The sequence below is a fragment of the Corynebacterium sp. NML130628 genome (assembly GCF_001875665.1).
GTDB lineage: Bacteria > Actinomycetota > Actinomycetes > Mycobacteriales > Mycobacteriaceae > Corynebacterium.
In genome coordinates, this window is record NZ_MLAL01000019.1 from 1 (window position 1) to 16,954 (window position 16,954).

The 16,954-nt window shown below is 63.4% G+C and carries 15 protein-coding genes; 12 read left to right on the plus strand and 3 right to left on the minus strand.

Annotation, left to right across the window (positions count from 1 at the left end):
• The first annotated feature begins 538 nt into the window (after positions 1 to 538).
• Together BJP07_RS05825 and BJP07_RS05830 are read left to right on the plus strand one after the other, a co-directional pair.
• Positions 539 to 1,246: a response regulator transcription factor gene (locus BJP07_RS05825; protein ID WP_071566575.1), complete on the plus strand. Its 708-nt coding sequence runs from the start codon at positions 539 to 541 to the stop codon at positions 1,244 to 1,246.
• Positions 1,247 to 1,260: 14 nt separating this feature from the next.
• Positions 1,261 to 2,655 carry a cell wall metabolism sensor histidine kinase WalK gene (locus BJP07_RS05830; protein ID WP_071566576.1) on the plus strand — a complete coding sequence of 465 codons (1,395 nt, stop codon included), beginning with the start codon at positions 1,261 to 1,263 and terminating at the stop codon, positions 2,653 to 2,655.
• Here BJP07_RS05830 and BJP07_RS05835 read toward each other — a convergent pair.
• Positions 2,652 to 3,056 carry an HIT family protein gene (locus tag BJP07_RS05835; RefSeq protein ID WP_071566577.1) on the minus strand — a complete coding sequence of 135 codons (405 nt, stop codon included), beginning with the start codon at positions 3,054 to 3,056 and terminating at the stop codon, positions 2,652 to 2,654. The genes BJP07_RS05830 and BJP07_RS05835 overlap by 4 nt on opposite strands.
• Positions 3,057 to 3,086: 30 nt before the next feature.
• Between BJP07_RS05835 and purD the strand changes: the two genes are divergently transcribed.
• From purD to purL, 7 genes are all read left to right on the plus strand, one after another.
• Complete coding sequence (gene purD, locus BJP07_RS05840; RefSeq protein WP_071566598.1) at positions 3,087 to 4,334, plus strand: phosphoribosylamine--glycine ligase; 1,248 nt, start codon at positions 3,087 to 3,089, stop codon at positions 4,332 to 4,334.
• 26 nt (positions 4,335 to 4,360) lie between these two features.
• Positions 4,361 to 5,809: an adenylosuccinate lyase gene (purB, locus tag BJP07_RS05845; protein WP_071566599.1), complete on the plus strand. Its 1,449-nt coding sequence runs from the start codon at positions 4,361 to 4,363 to the stop codon at positions 5,807 to 5,809.
• An 11-nt stretch (positions 5,810 to 5,820) separates the two neighbouring features.
• On the plus strand, positions 5,821 to 6,717 hold the full coding sequence (locus BJP07_RS05850; RefSeq protein ID WP_071566600.1) for a phosphoribosylaminoimidazolesuccinocarboxamide synthase: 897 nt from the start codon (positions 5,821 to 5,823) through the stop codon (positions 6,715 to 6,717).
• A gap of 30 nt (positions 6,718 to 6,747) precedes the next feature.
• Positions 6,748 to 8,868 carry a S9 family peptidase gene (locus BJP07_RS05855; protein WP_071566578.1) on the plus strand — a complete coding sequence of 707 codons (2,121 nt, stop codon included), beginning with the start codon at positions 6,748 to 6,750 and terminating at the stop codon, positions 8,866 to 8,868.
• A gap of 87 nt (positions 8,869 to 8,955) precedes the next feature.
• The gene (purS, locus tag BJP07_RS05860; RefSeq protein WP_070361934.1) at positions 8,956 to 9,186 is read left to right on the plus strand and encodes a phosphoribosylformylglycinamidine synthase subunit PurS; all 231 of its coding nucleotides are present in this window, start codon (positions 8,956 to 8,958) and stop codon (positions 9,184 to 9,186) included.
• Complete coding sequence (purQ, locus tag BJP07_RS05865; RefSeq protein WP_071566579.1) at positions 9,183 to 9,854, plus strand: phosphoribosylformylglycinamidine synthase subunit PurQ; 672 nt, start codon at positions 9,183 to 9,185, stop codon at positions 9,852 to 9,854. The genes purS and purQ overlap by 4 nt, the downstream gene beginning before the upstream one ends.
• Positions 9,855 to 9,862: 8 nt before the next feature.
• Positions 9,863 to 12,136, plus strand: coding sequence for a phosphoribosylformylglycinamidine synthase subunit PurL (purL, locus tag BJP07_RS05870; protein WP_071566580.1), 2,274 nt, complete (start codon positions 9,863 to 9,865; stop codon positions 12,134 to 12,136).
• Between the two features lie 10 nt (positions 12,137 to 12,146).
• On the opposite strand, the gene BJP07_RS05875 is transcribed toward purL, so the two are convergent.
• On the minus strand, positions 12,147 to 12,740 hold the full coding sequence (locus tag BJP07_RS05875; RefSeq protein WP_177222529.1) for a hypothetical protein: 594 nt from the start codon (positions 12,738 to 12,740) through the stop codon (positions 12,147 to 12,149).
• A gap of 8 nt (positions 12,741 to 12,748) precedes the next feature.
• Entirely contained in the window at positions 12,749 to 13,729 is a 981-nt protein-coding gene (locus tag BJP07_RS05880) for an acyl-CoA thioesterase (RefSeq protein WP_369822323.1), read from the minus strand.
• Here BJP07_RS05880 and BJP07_RS05885 point away from each other — a divergent pair.
• Genes BJP07_RS05885 through purM form a run of 3 tightly spaced genes read left to right on the plus strand, consistent with a single transcriptional unit; the run spans position 13,728 to position 16,753 of the window.
• Positions 13,728 to 14,165 carry a sterol carrier family protein gene (locus tag BJP07_RS05885; protein WP_177222530.1) on the plus strand — a complete coding sequence of 146 codons (438 nt, stop codon included), beginning with the start codon at positions 13,728 to 13,730 and terminating at the stop codon, positions 14,163 to 14,165. The genes BJP07_RS05880 and BJP07_RS05885 overlap by 2 nt on opposite strands.
• A 21-nt stretch (positions 14,166 to 14,186) precedes the next feature.
• The gene (gene purF, locus BJP07_RS05890) at positions 14,187 to 15,680 is read left to right on the plus strand and encodes an amidophosphoribosyltransferase (protein WP_071566584.1); all 1,494 of its coding nucleotides are present in this window, start codon (positions 14,187 to 14,189) and stop codon (positions 15,678 to 15,680) included.
• Positions 15,677 to 16,753: a phosphoribosylformylglycinamidine cyclo-ligase gene (gene purM / locus BJP07_RS05895; protein WP_071566585.1), complete on the plus strand. Its 1,077-nt coding sequence runs from the start codon at positions 15,677 to 15,679 to the stop codon at positions 16,751 to 16,753. Before purF ends, purM begins: the two co-directional genes overlap by 4 nt.
• The last annotated feature ends 201 nt before the right edge of the window (positions 16,754 to 16,954 follow it).

The window sequence follows — 16,954 nt, forward strand, 5'->3', positions numbered from 1 at the left end:
GGGGTTGGTGTTGTAGTGTGCCCAATCCCTCTCGGGTGGGTTTGGTATCAGCGGGGGAATATCGTGCGGGGACATGGGCGGGGACCTCCTTCGGTTCGGCGCTCACAACCAGCCTGCCACCTAGGGTGTGCTGCGTCTTTTGTCACTGAGCGCACCTGAGTGCACCTGGCAAGCCCCGGCCAGGCAGCTCCGGTCGACCTGCTCCGGTCGACCAACCCTGGTCAGCGCGAAATCGGCAAAGACGCACCGAAATGCCCGAAAACGCCGTGACCTGCGTTGGTCGACCGTAAGAGGTCGACCGGAGCAAAAACGAGAACAAAAACGAGAACAAAACGGAATGGAACCGCGCCCTCCCGGCGGACTGTTCCCGTATTGTCCACCCACATGCAGGGGTCGTACAGGCAACGTTCAGGGAAACGGCGTTAGATAGAGACAGTTATGTTCGCGGGCTTGGAAGCCACTCGTGGCGCCGACGCGTTTTCCGAGAGAAGTTTGAGGAAGCGTGGAATGCCCTGGTCTATGAAGGAGTGAACTGTACATGTCTGAGGCTACGAAGCCTGTGAAGGTGCTCGTTGTAGATGATGAGCCGAATATCGTTGAGTTGTTGACGGTTTCTTTGAAGTTCCAGGGCTTTGAGGTCGAGAGTGCGGGTTCCGGTCAGGAGGCACTGGAGAAGGTGAAGGACTTCCGGCCGGACGCGTTCATTCTTGATGTGATGATGCCGGGGATGGACGGCTTTGAGTTGTTAGGCAAGCTGCGTGCCGAGGGCATTGATGGCCCGGTGTTGTTCCTGACCGCGAAGGATGCGGTGGAGGACCGGATCCACGGCCTGACTATTGGTGCCGATGATTATGTGACGAAGCCGTTCTCCTTGGAGGAGGTTATTACTCGTCTGCGTGTGATTTTGCGTCGCGGCAAGGTGACGGAGGACGCGGATGAGGATACGACGCTGCGTTACGCCGATCTGACGTTGAATGATGAGACGCACGAGGTGACGAAGGCTGGCGAGATCATTGAGTTGTCGCCGACGGAGTTCAACTTGCTGCGCTACCTGATGCTGAATGCTGAGGTGGTGCTGTCGAAGGCGAAGATTCTGGATAACGTGTGGCACTACGATTTTGGCGGCGACGGCAATGTGGTTGAGTCGTACATTTCGTATTTGCGGCGCAAGGTGGATAACGGCGATGTGCCGTTGATTCATACGGTGCGTGGCGTTGGCTATGTGCTGCGTACGCCTCGCAAGTAAGGCGTAGGTGAGCGATGAGTAGGCGTCGTCTTCATGCTCTTGCGTACTCGAGGAATAAGCCGCTGCAGAAGCAGCTGGTGACGCTGGTGTTGGCGATTGCCACGCTGGCGTTGGTGGTGAGTTTCTCGGCGGTGTACATCTTCATGCGCAGCATTTTGTATCAGCGTGTCGACGACCAGCTCAGCGAGGGGCTGGACACTTGGGTTGGTCAGGTGACGTGGGTGCCGTCGTCGGGTGCGCCGAGCGATTTTTATCAGGAGACGTGGTATCCGCAGTTCCAGACGTCGTGGAGTCCAGTGTATGAGGATAGTCCACCGGATCTGTCGAGGGTGCGGCAGCCGAATAAGGCGTACACGGTGCCGTCGATAGGTGAGACGCCGGGTGTGAAGTGGCGTGCGATGTCACGCGAGACGCCTGACCATAACGTGAAGTATGTGGCGAAGCAGCTTGATTCTGAGCAGCGCGTGTTGGGGTGGTTGGCGTTTGTCGAGACGACGTTTGGCCTCATTGCCGTGCTGGGGATTGCGTTCGCGGGGCGCACCTATATTCGTAAGGCGTTGGCCCCGTTGCGTGAAGTGGAGAATACTGCGCTTGCAATTGCCGACGGCGACACGAAGCGCCGGGTGCCGGTGTGGTCGAGGGAGACTGAGGTCGGCAAGTTGTCGTACGCGATGAATACGATGGTGCAGCAGCTGCAGGAGTCCGTGGAGGACGCGCAGCTGAAGGAGGAACAGATGCGTCGCTTTGTCGGCGACGCGTCACATGAGTTGCGTACTCCGCTGACGAGTGTGCGTGGGTATGCGGAGCTCTACCGCAAGGGGATGGCGCCGGATGCGGACATGGTCATCGGCAAGATTGAGGAGGAGTCCGCCAGGATGCAGTTGCTGGTGGAGGACCTCCTCGCGTTGACTCGTGCGGAGGGCACCCGCCTGGATAAGCGCCAGGTGGATGTGCTGGAGATGGTCACGTCGGCGGTCAGTTCCGCGCACGCGGCGTTCCCGGAGCGTTCGCTCACGATCGAGAACAATGCCTCCTGCGTGCCGACGGTCGATGGTGACCCGTCGCGGCTGCACCAGGTGTTGTTGAACCTGATCGTGAACGCGTTCAAGCACGCGGGTAAGGATGCGTCGGTCACGGTGGCGTTGCGGGAGAACTTGGACCGCATCATCATCGAAGTCATTGACGACGGCTGCGGTATGGAAGAGAAGGACGCGGAGCACATTTTCGAGCGGTTCTACCGCGCGGACAACTCCAGGAACCGCGCTTCCGGCGGTGGTTCTGGGCTGGGGCTGGCGATTGCGAAGTCCCTCATCGAGCAGCACGACGGCACCATCACGGTGAAAAGCGCGCCGGGAGAGGGCTCCACGTTCACCATTTCCCTCCCGATGGAAAAGGCGCAGAAGCTTTAAGCTTCGAGTGCTGCGCGCAGCTTCTCCACGGCTTCGTCCATCTTGGCCGGGTCGGTTTCGTCCATCTTCATCACGGTGGACAGGTCGTAGCCGGACATGTCGTTGGCGGGGAAGACATGGATGTGGGCGTGTGGCACTTCGAAACCGGCGATGAGGTAGCCGGCGCGTTGGCTCCCGAACACTTCGATGATGGCGTTGCCTACTCGCTGGGCAACGTCGTTCATTTTTGCCCACAGCGCGGGCTCAATGTCGGTCCACTTATCGATCTCTTTGACGGGAACGACCAGCGTGTGACCGTACGCGATCGGCTCGATGGTGAGGAACGCGGCGACGTCCTCGTCCTTGTACACGAAGCGGCCTGGAATTTCACCTTGAATAATCTTTGTAAACACAGTGCTCATAGCGCCTAGGTTACCGGTAAGTTAGTGGGCATGCGCATCCTTGTTATCGGTTCGGGCGGCCGCGAACACGCCCTGTTGAAAGGTTTTGCAGGACATGAGCTCACTGTCGCGCCGGGAAACGCCGGCATGGCACCACTTGCTCAGGTGAGGGGTGTCGACGTCGCTTCGCCGGAGGCGATCGTCGAACTTGCGAAGGACGTTGAAGCGGAGCTTGTTGTGATTGGCCCTGAGGTGCCGTTGGTCGCGGGGGCGGTTGACGCGTTGCAGGCGGCGGACTTCCCGGTGTTTGGCCCGACGAAGGCCGCGGCACAGCTTGAGGGGTCGAAGGCGTTCGCGAAGGACGTCATGGCGGCCGCCGGAGTGGCGACGGCCCGGGCGCAGCGCGTGGAGCGCATCGAGGAGATCGACGACGCACTTGACGCGTTCGGCCCGCACTACGTGGTCAAAGATGATGGGCTGGCTGGCGGCAAGGGGGTCGTCGTCACGCTTGATGCGGCCGAGGCTCGCGCGCATGCTCGCGCAGTGATTGAGGCCGGCAACCCCGTGTTGTTCGAGTCTTTCCTCGAGGGGCCTGAGGTGTCGTTGTTCTGCCTGGTGGACGGCGAGACCGTGGTGCCGTTGCTGCCGGCGCAGGACCACAAGCGCGCCTACGACAATGATGAGGGGCCGAATACGGGCGGGATGGGCGCGTACACGCCGCTTCCTTGGCTACCGGAGGGCGGCGTCGAGCGCATCGTGGACGAGATTGCGCGCCCGGTCGCGCGTGAGATGGTCTCTCGCGGTATCCCGTACCAGGGCCTGTTGTACGTCGGCGCGGCGTGGGGGCCGGAGGGCCCGGCGGTGGTGGAGTTCAACGCGCGCTTCGGCGATCCGGAGACCCAGCCGGTGCTCAACCTGCTGCGCACCCCGCTTGTCGACGTCCTCTACGCCGTGGCCACGGGCAGCCTCGATACGCTGCCGCCGTTGGAGTGGGAGGAGGGCTACGCGGCGACGGTGGTGCTGGCGGCGAAGGATTACCCGGAGCACCCGAAGACCGGCGACGTCATTACGGGCGCCGACTTGGACAACCCTGATGTGGTGCTGCACGCGGGTACCGCTACCAAGGACGGGGAGTACGTCTCGGCTGGTGGGCGTGTGCTCAACGTGCTGGGCAAGGGCGCAACGCTGCAGGATGCGGTGGACGCTGCCTACCAGGCGATTGAGCAGATTTCCCTTAAGGGTTCCTTCTACCGCAAGGACATTGGGCGTCGCGCGATTGAAGGAGAAATCCGTATCTAGCGCGCGTGTCGGGGCGTTGTGCGATAATCAGCGTCGTGGCTGAGAAACTGTTGAAACCGAACAATAGCAACGTCCTGTCGAACCGCTACGCGTCGCCGGAGATGGCGACGCTGTGGAGCGCAGAACACAAGATCATTCTGGAGCGTCAGCTCTGGATCGCCGTGATGAAGGCGCAGCGTGAGCTGGGGGTCGAGATCCCCGAGGAGGCGATCGCTGCGTACGAAGCGGTCGTCGACAAGGTGGACCTGGCCTCTATCGCTGAGCGTGAGAAGGTCACGCGACATGACGTGAAGGCGCGCATTGAGGAGTTCAATGCGCTTGCGGGTCACGAGCACATCCATAAGGGGATGACCAGCCGTGACTTGACGGAGAACGTCGAGCAGTTGCAGATTTACCGTTCGCTGGAGCTGATTCGCGACAAGTCCGTTGCGGTGCTCAAGGCGATCGGGAATCGGGCGGATCAGTACTCCACGTTGGTGATGGCGGGGCGTTCGCACAATGTGGCGGCGCAGGCCACGACGCTGGGTAAGCGCTTTGCGTCGGCGGCGGATGAGATGCTGGTGGCGGTTGAGCGCATCGAGACGCTGCTGAAGTCCTACCCGCTGCGAGGCATCAAGGGCCCGATGGGCACAGCGCAGGACATGCTCGACCTGATGGGGGGCGACGAGGCGAAGCTGCGCCAGCTGGAGCACTCGGTGGCGCGCCACCTGGGCTTCGAGCGCACCTTTGACTCGGTTGGCCAGGTCTACCCGCGTTCCCTGGATTTCGACGCTATCTCGGCGATCGTGCAGCTGGGTGCGGGGCCGTCGTCGCTTGCGACCACGATCCGCCTGATGGCCGGCAACGAGACGGTCACGGAGGGCTTCAAGGAGGGCCAGGTCGGCTCTTCTGCGATGCCACACAAGATGAACGCGCGTTCCTGCGAGCGCGTCGGTGGCTTCCAGGTCATTCTGCGCGGCTACCTCACCATGGTCGCTGACCTTGCAGGGCAGCAGTGGAACGAGGGCGACGTGTTCTGCTCGGTGGTGCGTCGCGTGGCGCTTCCAGACGCCTTCTTTGCGATCGACGGCCAGTTTGAGACATTTCTCACTGTGCTGGATGAGTTCGGTGCGTTCCCGGCGATGCTCAACCGTGAGCTGGACCGTTACTTGCCGTTCTTGGCCACGACGAGGATTTTGATGGCGTCGGTCCGCGCTGGTGTGGGCCGTGAGACGGCGCACGAGATTATCAAGGAGCACGCGGTTGCGATGGCGCTTGATATGCGCGAAAATGGCGCTGAACAAAACCTCATTGAGCGCCTCGCCGCTGATGAGCGTCTTCCGCTCGACAAAGAGCAGCTGGAGGACGCGCTGGCTGACCGTCACGCGTTCATCGGCTCGGCGGAGTCGCAGGTCAGCAACGTGTGTGCTCGTATCCAACAGCTTATCGACGCCCACCCGGACGCCGCGGCGTACAAACCAGGGGAGATTCTGTAACCTTTATGTCCATGCGTCCAGAGCTTTCTGACTATACCCACCTGGCTGGCGGCAAAGTCCGCGAGATTTACGAGGTGGATGACGAAACGTTATTGATGGTGGCGTCCGACCGCATTTCGGCGTTCGACTTTTCGCTGGAGCCGGCGATCCCGGACAAGGGTCGGATTCTGACTGCCACGTCCATGTTCTTCTTCGACCTGCTTTCGGGTGTGCGTAATCACCTGGCGGGTCCGATTGATGATCCTCGGATTCCCGAGGATGTCCTTGGCCGCTCGTACGTGGTGAAGAAGCTGAAGATGATTCCGTTCGAGTGCGTTGCTCGCGGCTACTTGACCGGTTCGGGCAAGAAGGAGTACGACCGCACCGGCATGGTGTGCGGCGTGAAACTTCCCGAGGGCCTGGTTGAGGCCTCGAAGCTGCCGGAGCCGATTTTCACCCCGGCGACGAAGGCTGCGCAGGGCGATCACGACGAGAACGTTACGTTCGAGTACGTGGAGGAGAAGGTGGGCGCGAAACTCGCCGCCCAGCTGCGCGACCTTACCCTGGAGGTGTACACGAGGGCCGCTGAGTACGCGGAGACCAAGGGCATCATCCTGGCGGACACGAAGCTTGAGTTTGGCCTCGACGAGGAGGGCAACCTGGTGCTGGCGGATGAGGTGCTCACGCCTGATTCGTCCCGCTACTGGCCGGCGGATACGTACGAGGAAGGCAAGGTGCAGCCGAGCTTCGATAAGCAGTACGTGCGCAATTGGTTGACCGGACCGAAGTCCGGCTGGGACCCGGCGGAGAACACGCAGCCGCCGGAGCTGCCGGGTTCTGTGGTGGAGGCGACTCGTGACCGCTACATCGAGGCATACGAGCGCCTCAGCGGTGAGAAGTTCGGTGACTGGCCGGGGGCGCGTGCCTAAGGTGCGAGGTTGCGCGTAGACTCGTCGCCTATGACGAATTTCAGCGCGCAACCGCCAGTGGCAGCACAACACCCTACGACTCGCGTGTTTCATGGGCGCGAGTTCGTCGATAATTATGAGTGGCTCCGGGATAAGCAGTCCCCGGAGACCATTGCCTATCTGGAGGCGGAGAACGCCTATACCGCAGAGGTGACCGCCCCGTTTGCCCCGCTCGCGGAGCAGGTGTACCAGGAGATGAAGTCTCGCATCAAGGAGACTGACATGTCCGTGCCGCAGCGCAACGGCGACTGGTGGTACTACGGCCGCACCATCGAGGGCAAGAGCTACGGCGTGTCTTGTCGCGTGCGCGTCAGCGACGACCCGTGGACGCCGCCGACGTTGCCGGAGGACGGCTCTCCGCTGCCGGGGGAGCAGGTGCTGCTTGACCTCAATGAGATGGCCGAGGGCCATGAGTTCTTCTCGCTCGGCGCGTCCGCAGTGTCCACGTCTGGGCGTTTGCTCGCCTTTTCGACGGACACCTCCGGCGACGAACGTTTCGACCTGCGCATCAAGGACCTGGAAACCGGCGAGCTGCTACCGGACACCATCGAGGGCGCCTTCTACGGCGCGACGTGGGCGGGGGAGCAGTACCTGTTTTACCTGCGCGTTGACGACGCCTGGCGTCCCCACCAGGTGTGGCGCCACGAGGTGGGAACGGCGGCGTCGGAAGACGTGCTGGTCTACCAGGAGGACGACGAGCGCTTCAACCTTGGCGTCGGCGGAGACCGCGCAGAGCAGTTCCTGTACATCGTGGCGAGCTCGAAGCTGACCAGTGAGTGGCGCGCGGTGCCCCTGGAGACACCGACCGCTGACTTCGAGGTGCTGTGGCCACGCGAGGAAGGCGTGGAGTACGACTTGGACTACGCGGAGCTCGCCGGGCGCGGGTACTGGGTGATCACGCACAACGCGACCGGACCGAACTTCGCCGTGGGTACCTGCCCGGTGGATGCGCGGGTGCCGCTCACAGAACTGGAGACGCTCGTGGAGCACAGCGCGGATGTGCGCGTAGAGGGCGTCGATACGTATCGGGACTTCCTGTTTTGTGCCTACCGCTCCGGGGGCATCAGCAGGCTTGCGGTAGCACCTGTGGAGGGGGACAGCTTCGGCGCGCTGCGCGAGCTCGAATTCGAGGAGGAGCTCTACACCGTCGGGTTGGGCGGCAACCCTGAGTGGGACGCGCCGGTGGTGCGGCTGACGTACACCTCCTTTACGCAACCTGCCCAGCTGTTCGACTACCGGGTGTCTACCCGCGGCCTCACCTTGCTGAAGCAGCAGGAGGTACTTGGGGGCTACGATGCCACCGAGTACGTCGCCAGCCGTATGTGGGCCACCGCCGACGACGGTACCCAAGTACCGATTTCCGTGGTGCACCGCGCTGATCTGGACATGAGCCAGACGCACCCGACGCTGCTCTACGCCTACGGTTCCTACGAGTCCTCCGTGGACCCTGGTTTTTCCGTGGCGCGGCTGTCGCTGCTGGACCGCGGCATGGTGTGGGCGTGCGCGCACGTGCGCGGTGGCGGCGAGATGGGCCGCGGCTGGTACGACAACGGCAAGATGCTGACGAAGAAGAACACGTTCACCGACTTCATCGCGTGCGCCGACGAGCTCGTGCGTGCAGGGGTGAGCTCCTACGGCACACTCGTGGCCGAGGGCGGCTCGGCGGGTGGGATGTTGATGGGCGCGATAGCGAACATGGCGCCGGAAAAATTCGCGGGCATTCAGGCGATCGTGCCGTTCGTGGACCCACTGACCTCGATCCTCATGCCGGAGCTGCCACTGACTGTGGTGGAGTGGGAGGAGTGGGGCGACCCGTACCACGACCCGGAGGTCTACGACTACATGGCCTCCTACGCCCCGTACGAGAATATTTCCGCCCAGCGCTACCCGGATATTCTGGCGGTGACCAGCCTGAACGATACGCGCGTGCTCTACGTGGAGCCCGCGAAGTGGGTGGCGAAGCTGCGTGAGGTTGCCACGGGCGGGGAGATTTTGCTTAAAACGGAGATGTCCGCCGGGCACGGCGGTGTGTCTGGCCGTTACGAGAAGTGGAAGCAGACCGCGTTCGAGTACGCCTGGACGCTGGTGCACTCGGGGGCTTGCACCGTCTAACCGCCGCGTAAGAAAGGGCTCCCGCGGGGGGAATCCGTTCGTTATACTGTCTTCGTCGTAATGACCTCCGAGATACGAAGGATTCTCATGGCAAAAGTCGTGGTAAATGTCATGCCGAAGGCTGAAATTTTGGATCCGCAGGGCCAAGCTGTCCTGCGCGCGCTGGGCAGAATCGGGGTGAACGGTGTCGAAGATGTGCGTCAAGGGAAGCGTTTTGAAATCGAAGTCGACGACACCGTGTCCGACGATGAGCTCAAGCGCGTCGCCGAAACCCTCCTGGCGAATATGGTGATTGAAGACTTCGAGGTTGTTCGATGACGGCAACCATCGGTGTAATCACGTTCCCAGGCACGCTCGACGATGTCGATGCGTTGCGTGCCGTCCGCGTCGCCGGGGCGCAGCCGAAGTCGCTGTGGCATGCTGATGATGATTTGACGGGTGTTGACGCTGTCGTGGTCCCCGGTGGGTTCTCCTACGGGGACTATTTGCGTTCCGGAGCTATCGCCGCGCAGGCCCCGATGATGGGTGCTGTGGTGGAGGCCGCGAAGAAGGGGATGCCGGTGCTCGGCATCTGCAACGGTTTCCAGATCCTCACTGAGGCCGGCCTGCTGCCGGGCGCACTGACCCGCAACCAGCACCTGAACTTCCACTGCGTGGATACCTACCTTGAGGTGGCCAACGCGGAGACCGCGTGGACCTCCAGCTTCAACGAGGGCGACAAGATCCTCGTGCCGGCGAAGCACGGCGAAGGCCGCTTCCAGGCGTCCGCTGAGACCATCGAGCAGCTGGAGAAGGAAGGCCGCGTGGTGTTCCGCTACACGGATAACTTCAACGGCTCCATCAACGCCATTGCTGGTGTCACGAGCGAAAACGGTCGCATCGTTGGGCTCATGCCGCACCCGGAGCACGCGATTGAGGCGCTTACGGGGCCGTCGACGGACGGGCTCGGGTTGTTCTTGTCCGCTATTTCTTCGATCGGAGCGTAGGGAAAACAATGACTGTACACAACGATACGGTGGAGCACGCCGCGAAGACTCCTGATCTGGAGCAGCCCTACGCGGAGCTCGGCCTGAAGACCGACGAGTACGAAAAGATCAAGCACATCCTCGGCCGACGCCCGACGGATGCGGAGCTGACGGTGTACTCCGTCATGTGGTCGGAGCACTGCTCGTACAAGTCCTCCAAGGTGCACCTGCGCTACTTCGGGGAGACGATGACGGAGGAGATGGCGTCGAAGATTCTGGCCGGTATCGGCGAGAACGCGGGCGTCGTCGACATCGGTGACGGCGACGCGGTGACCTTCCGTGTGGAGAGCCACAACCACCCATCCTTCGTGGAGCCCTACCAGGGTGCCGCGACCGGCGTGGGCGGCATCGTGCGTGACATCATGGCGATGGGCGCGCGCCCGATCGCGGTGATGGACCAGCTGCGCTTCGGCCCCGCCGACGCGCCGGACACTAAGCGTGTCCTGCCAGGCGTGGTGCACGGTGTTGGTGGCTACGGCAACTCGCTTGGCCTGCCGAACATTGGTGGCGAGACCGTCTTCGACGAGGCGTACGCGGGTAACCCGCTGGTGAACGCGCTGTGCGTGGGCACGTTGAAGGTGGAGGACCTGAAGCTGGCGTTCGCTTCCGGAATGGGCAACAAGGTGGTGCTCTTCGGCTCCCGCACGGGTCTCGACGGCATCGGCGGTGTGTCGGTGCTGGGGTCCGCGACGTTCGAGGAAGGCGAGGAGCGCAAGCTGCCAGCAGTCCAGGTGGGCGACCCGTTCGCGGAGAAGGTGCTCATCGAGTGCTGCCTTGAGTTGTACAAGGCCGGCGTCGTCGTCGGTATTCAGGACCTCGGTGGCGGTGGCCTCGCGTGTGCCACCTCCGAGCTGGCGGCGGCGGGTGACGGCGGCATGACCGTCAACCTGGACAACGTGCCGCTGCGCGCAGAAAACATGAGCGCGGCCGAGATCCTCGCCTCCGAGTCCCAGGAGCGCATGTGTGCCGTGGTCACCCCGGAGAATGTGGATCGTTTCATGGAGATCTGCGCGAAGTGGGAGGTTGGCGCGGCCGTGATTGGCGAGGTCACCGACGAAAAGGACCGTTACCTCGTCTACCACAAGGGAGAACTGGTGCTGGACGCACCGCCGTCATCGATCGACGAGGGCCCGGTCTACGACCGCCCGTACGCACGTCCCGAGTGGCTTGACGGCGTGCAGGCGAAGACGGACGTCGACACCTCGGAGGATCTGGAAGGCACCTGGCTGAAGATGGTTGCCTCCTCGGCGCTGTGCTCGCGTGACTTCATCACCCAGCAGTATGACCGCTACGTGCGTGGCAACACCGTGCAGGCACAGTACTCGGATTCGGGCGTACTGCGCATCAACGAGGAGACCTCGCGCGGCGTGGCTATTTCCACGGACGCGTCCGGCCGTTACACCTACCTTGACCCGAACATGGGCGTGCGTCTCGCGCTTGCGGAGGCCTACCGCAACGTCGTGGTCACCGGCGCGAAGCCGGTCGCGGTGACGAACTGCCTCAACTTCGGTTCCCCTGAGAACCCTGACGTGATGTGGCAGTTCCGCGAAGCCGTCCACGGCCTCGCTGATGGCGCAGCCGAGATGGAGATTCCGGTTTCCGGCGGCAACGTCTCCTTCTACAACCAGACCGGCGAAACCCCGATCCTGCCGACCCCAGTCGTGGGCGTGCTCGGCGTGATCGAGGATGTCAACGCCGCTATCCCGCACCGCTTGCCGAAGGGCGAGGGCCAGCAGGCTCTGCTCGTGCTCGGTGATACGAAGGCCGAGTTCGGTGGTTCGGTGTGGCAGGACATCTCCGGCCAGGGGTTGAGTGGCTTGCCGCCGCAGGTGGACCTCGCGAACGAGGAGCGCATCGGGCAGCTGCTGCACGCGAACAACGACATCCGTGCTGCGCACGACCTTTCCGAAGGCGGCTTGTCGCAGGCGGTCTTTGAGATGCTGCTCGGCTCCGGTAAGGGCGCTGAGCTGGATCTTTCGGCGGTCCACGAGGACGCGTTCACTGCGCTGTTCTCCGAGTCCGCCTCCCGCGTGCTCGTCGCGGTGGACCCATCGCTTGTCGACGCCACCATCGAGCGCGCAAACGCCACCGGGGTCCCGGCGCACGTGCTGGGTACGACGACCGGCGACGGCCGCATCACCTTCGGTGAGCACTCCGTCATGGTCGCCGCGTTGGCTGATGCGTGGGCGAATACGTTGCCTGCGCTGTTCGGCAACGCGACGGCCCCGAACGCCGCGCTGTAAAGAGCGCGATTTAGAGGTTATGCCGCCAGGTCATCACGGTGCCTGGCGGCGTTTCCATGCGCAGGCCCGTCGCCTCAACACCGGGCTGGGAGGCGTCGTCGACGGAGAAGCTGACGAAGGTCTGGTTGTAGGTCTGGTTGGGGACCAGGTCCTGTGGGCTTCGTGGTAGGCCGGGGAGCTCTACGGTGCCACAGAGCTGGGTGGCGAAGTTGCGTATGCGGTTCGCCGCCACGTTGCCTTCGCCGACGATGGTGATGTCGGGGCTGCGCACGGCTTCGTCGGGGCTGTCGCCTGCGGTGTTGCCAGTGTAGACGTAGCTGATGTCGAAGCAGCGCACCTGGGTCACGTCGGCGAGTGCGGTGTCGGCGTTGGTGTAGTTGCCGACGCGGCGGCGTGCCTCTTTGCCTGAGATGACCCGGGGGTTCGCCACGCGTGCCCGGAAGTGGTACGCCCCTCCCTTATCGCCAGTGAGCGTGACGGCGGCAGATTGGCGGAACTGCAGCACGGTGGACGTTTTCGTTTGGGGCGCGGCGCAGCCCGCCATCGAACTCGCGAGGCAGGCCCCAGCGGCCAGCGTCGCGACGGTTCGCCTCAGCGCTAACACAGCCGCCACTAGTCGACGCGCTGCTGCGCATCGTCCAAGCGCACCAGCGGCTCCGGCTCGTACTGCGCGCGCAAGTCCTTGAGCGTCTGCGTGTGCTCCCAGAGGCGCTTGTCCTCGTCCGTGACTGGGGTGAACTTGCGCGCGGGAAGCGGGTTGCCGTCAATGTCGATGCCGATGTAGGTCACCGTGGCGTGAATCGCGTTCTGGAGCGAGTCGCGCCCGCCGCGCGGATCCCCGGAGCGGATAAAGATCGAAGTGTGCATCGAACGGGAATCCGTCCTGGTCAGGCGTGCCTCCACCTCGATGAGGTCACCGATGTGGATTGGCTTGTAGAAGCGGATGCCGCCCGCGTACACCGCGGCGGTGCGCTCCCCGGACCACTCCATAGTGCAGGCCATGCCCGCCTCGTCGATCCACTCCATGGCGGTGCCACCGTGGACGTCGCCACCCCAGTTGATGTCGGTCGGCTTCGCCAGGAATCGGTGGATGGTGCGCGGGGCGGTGGCGTCGTCGGTGTAGGTCTGTTCCAGCATGGACGCCTCGATGGCCTTGCGGAGGTCGATGCGGGAGATCGCGGCGGCCTCCACGCGGCGCTCCTCGTCGTCCTTCGGCGTGAGCGTAGGCACCGGGGTTGGACGCCCGTTGGAGTCCATCGCGACGAAAACAACCAGGCAGTCGCATGCGCGGGTAAAGATGCCTTCGCGTGGGTCCGCCGAAAGCACCTCGTTGACGATGTGCATCGAAGAACGGCCGGTCATCGCGATCCGGGAGCGGACCTCCACAATGTGGCCCGACGGAATCGGCCGGGTGAAGTGGATGTGGCCGACGTAGGCGGTCACGCAGTAAGTCGACGACCACTGCGCGGCACACGCATATGCCGCCTTGTCGATCCACTGCAACACACGGCCACCGGAGACACCCTGGGCGCCCGCGTGGAGAACATCTGTAGGAGCCGCCATGAAACGCAGCGTGATGGAAGGAGACTTCATGGCACCACAGCATAATATGAAATCCATGGCACAGAGGAAGGCACAGAAGAAGACAGAGGTTGACCCAGCAGCGACACGAGCGGCCGTCCTGGCTATCAAGGACTGGCTGTTGGACGAAGAGGGCGTCGACACACCCGGCAGGGCCCTGCTTGCCGACGCCGTGCGGCGCACCGCCCGCACCCTCGCACACGAAATGCCTGGGCATACGGTAGAGCTGCGAATACCCCCGTTTGTTGCCGTGCAATGCGTCGAAGGACCCCGCCACACCCGTGGCACTCCGCCCAACGTCGTCGAAATGGACCCAGCCACCTGGCTGCGAATCGCCACAGGCCTGGCCACTTTCGAGGAAGAAGTACGCGCCGGGCGTATCGACGCCTCCGGCTCCCGGGCCCACGAAGTCCAAAAAGGGCTGCCCGTTCTCCCCCTTCACCCCTAAGCGTTCGTTAGAGTAGAGCTCGTGCGAACCGAAGAGGAATACATCGGGGATGACACGCCACGCGAAGAATGCGGTGTGTTCGGCGTTTGGGCGCCCGGTGAAGACGTATCAAAACTGACATATTTCGGACTATTTGCCCTCCAGCACCGCGGCCAGGAAGGTGCGGGCATCGCTGTGGGCGACCACGAACAGGTGGTAGTGTTCAAAGACATCGGACTGGTGAGCCAAATCTTTGACGAGCCGACGCTCGGCGCGCTGCAGGGCGACGTCGCCATTGGCCACACCCGTTACTCCACGGCGGGGAACAACTCGTGGGACAACGTGCAGCCGATGTACCGCGTCAGCCCCAACGGCACCGATGTCGCGCTGGCGCACAACGGCAACCTGACCAACTACGTGGAGCTGCAGCGCGAGGCCGTCGAGCGCAAGCTCATCCCGGCCGACGGGGTCGAGGGCCAAGGCTCCTCCTCCGACACCGCGGTCGTCTCCGCCCTGCTCGCCGACGCCATCCGCGACGACGTCACCCTCCTGGACTCCGCGCGTCAGCTCCTGCCGCGCGTCAAGGGGGCGTTCTGCTTCATGGTGACTGACGGCAAGACCCTCTACGCGGCCCGCGACCCACATGGCGTGCGCCCACTGTGTCTCGGCCGCCTGGAGCGCGGCTGGGTCGTCGCATCCGAAACGTGCGCCCTCGACATCGTGGGTGCTTCCTTCGTCCGGGACATCGAACCAGGCGAGCTCATCGCCATCGACGAGACCGGCGTCCACTCCGAACGCTTCGCCGACGCACCACACGCGCACTGCGTGTTCGAGTACGTCTACGTCGCTCGCCCCGACTCAGTTGTCGACGGCCAATCCGTCAACAGCGCCCGCATCGACATCGGGCGCCGCCTGGCCCGCGTCGCACCCGTCGACGCCGACCTGGTCATGCCGGTCCCAGAGTCCGGCACCCCGGCCGCCATCGGCTACGCCGAGGAATCCGGCATCCCGTTCAAGCAGGGCATGATGAAGAACGCCTACGTCGGCCGCACCTTCATCCAACCCTCCGACACGCTGCGCCAGCTCGGCCTGCGCCTGAAGCTGAACCCGGTGCGCGAAGTCATCGAGGGCAAGAAGCTCGTCGTTGTCGACGACTCCATCGTGCGCGGCAACACCCAGCGCAAACTGATCCGGATGCTGCGCGAAGCCGGCGCCGCCGAAGTACACGTGCGCATCGCTTCACCACCGGTGAAGTGGCCGTGCTTCTACGGCATCGACTTCGCCAGCCCCGGCGAGCTCATCGCCAACCACGGGCGCGGCGGCAACGAAGAAGTCGTCGCCGAGTCCATCAGGACCATGGTGGGTGCGGACTCCCTGGCGTTCGTCACCACCGAGGACATGATCGCCTCCACCAACCAGCCAGCATCCAACCTCTGCGCGGCCTGCTTCACCGGCGAATACCCACTCGGGCTCCCGGAGGGCAACCACAACGCAGATCTTGTTCGTCGTCTCCAGAAAGGTGAAAACGCATCATGACCGACCACACCACCCCAGCCGCCGACTCGGCCGTGTCCTACGAGGCCGCTGGCGTCTCCATCGAAGCCGGCGACAAGGCCGTCGAACTGCTCGCGCCTTTGGCGAAGCGCGCCACCCGCCCCGAAGTCCAGGGCGGCATTGGCGGCTTCGCCGGCCTCTTCGCCCTGGGTAAGTACAAGGAGCCGCTGCTCGCCGCCGGGTCCGACGGCGTCGGCACTAAGCTGGCCGTTGCACAGGCGATGGATAAGCACGACACCATCGGTATCGACCTGGTCGCCATGTGTGTCGACGACCTCGTCGTCTGCGGTGCCGAACCACTCTTCCTGCAGGACTACATCGCGATCGGCAAGGTCGTCCCCGAGAAGATCGCCGACATTGTCTCCGGTATCGCCGAAGGCTGCGTCCAGGCGGGCTGCGCGCTGCTCGGCGGCGAGACCGCTGAACACCCAGGCGTGATGAACGTCGACGACTACGACGTCTCCGCCACCGCCATCGGCGTCGTCGAAGCCTCCGAACTCCTCGGCCCAGACAAGGTCCACGAAGGCGACACCATCATCGCCATGGCGTCCTCCGGCCTGCACTCTAACGGCTACTCCCTGGCCCGCTACGTGCTGCTCGAGCGCGCCGGGCTGCCCCTCGACGGCCACATCGACGCCCTCGGCCGCACTCTCGGCGAGGAGCTCCTCGAGCCAACCAAGATCTACGCCCTCGACTGCTTGGCGCTTGCCAAGGAGTTCGACGTGCGAACCTTCTGCCATGTCACCGGCGGCGGCTTGGCGGGCAACATGGAGCGCATCATCCCTGAAGGCCTCGTTGCCGACATGGACCGCGCCACCTGGACCCCAGGCCCAATCTTCCAAACCATCCAATCCGTCGGCGACGTCCCCGTCGAGGAGATGGAGAAGACCTTCAACATGGGCATCGGGATGGTTGCCGTCGTGGTGCCGGAGGACCGTGACCAGGCGTTGGCCTTGTTGAAGGATCGCGGCATCGACAGCTGGGTACTCGGCGAGGTCCGAGCCGCCGAGGCTGGCGAAGATGCCCGCGCGGTACTTCGTGGGGCGCACTCCTAGGGAACCGCGCACCAAATTCCCGAATTTCAACGAGCGAGATTTGCAAAAACCCAGGTCGACACTTGCTTGAGAAGGAATTTGGTGTCTTAGCGCTCAGCCTACGCACCAAATTCCCACTTTCCGACACTGCCGCCCGGCGTTTCGCCTGGTCGTGAGTTCAGCGGGAAGGGATTTGGTGCGAGTGCCCCTAAAGGTTATGAG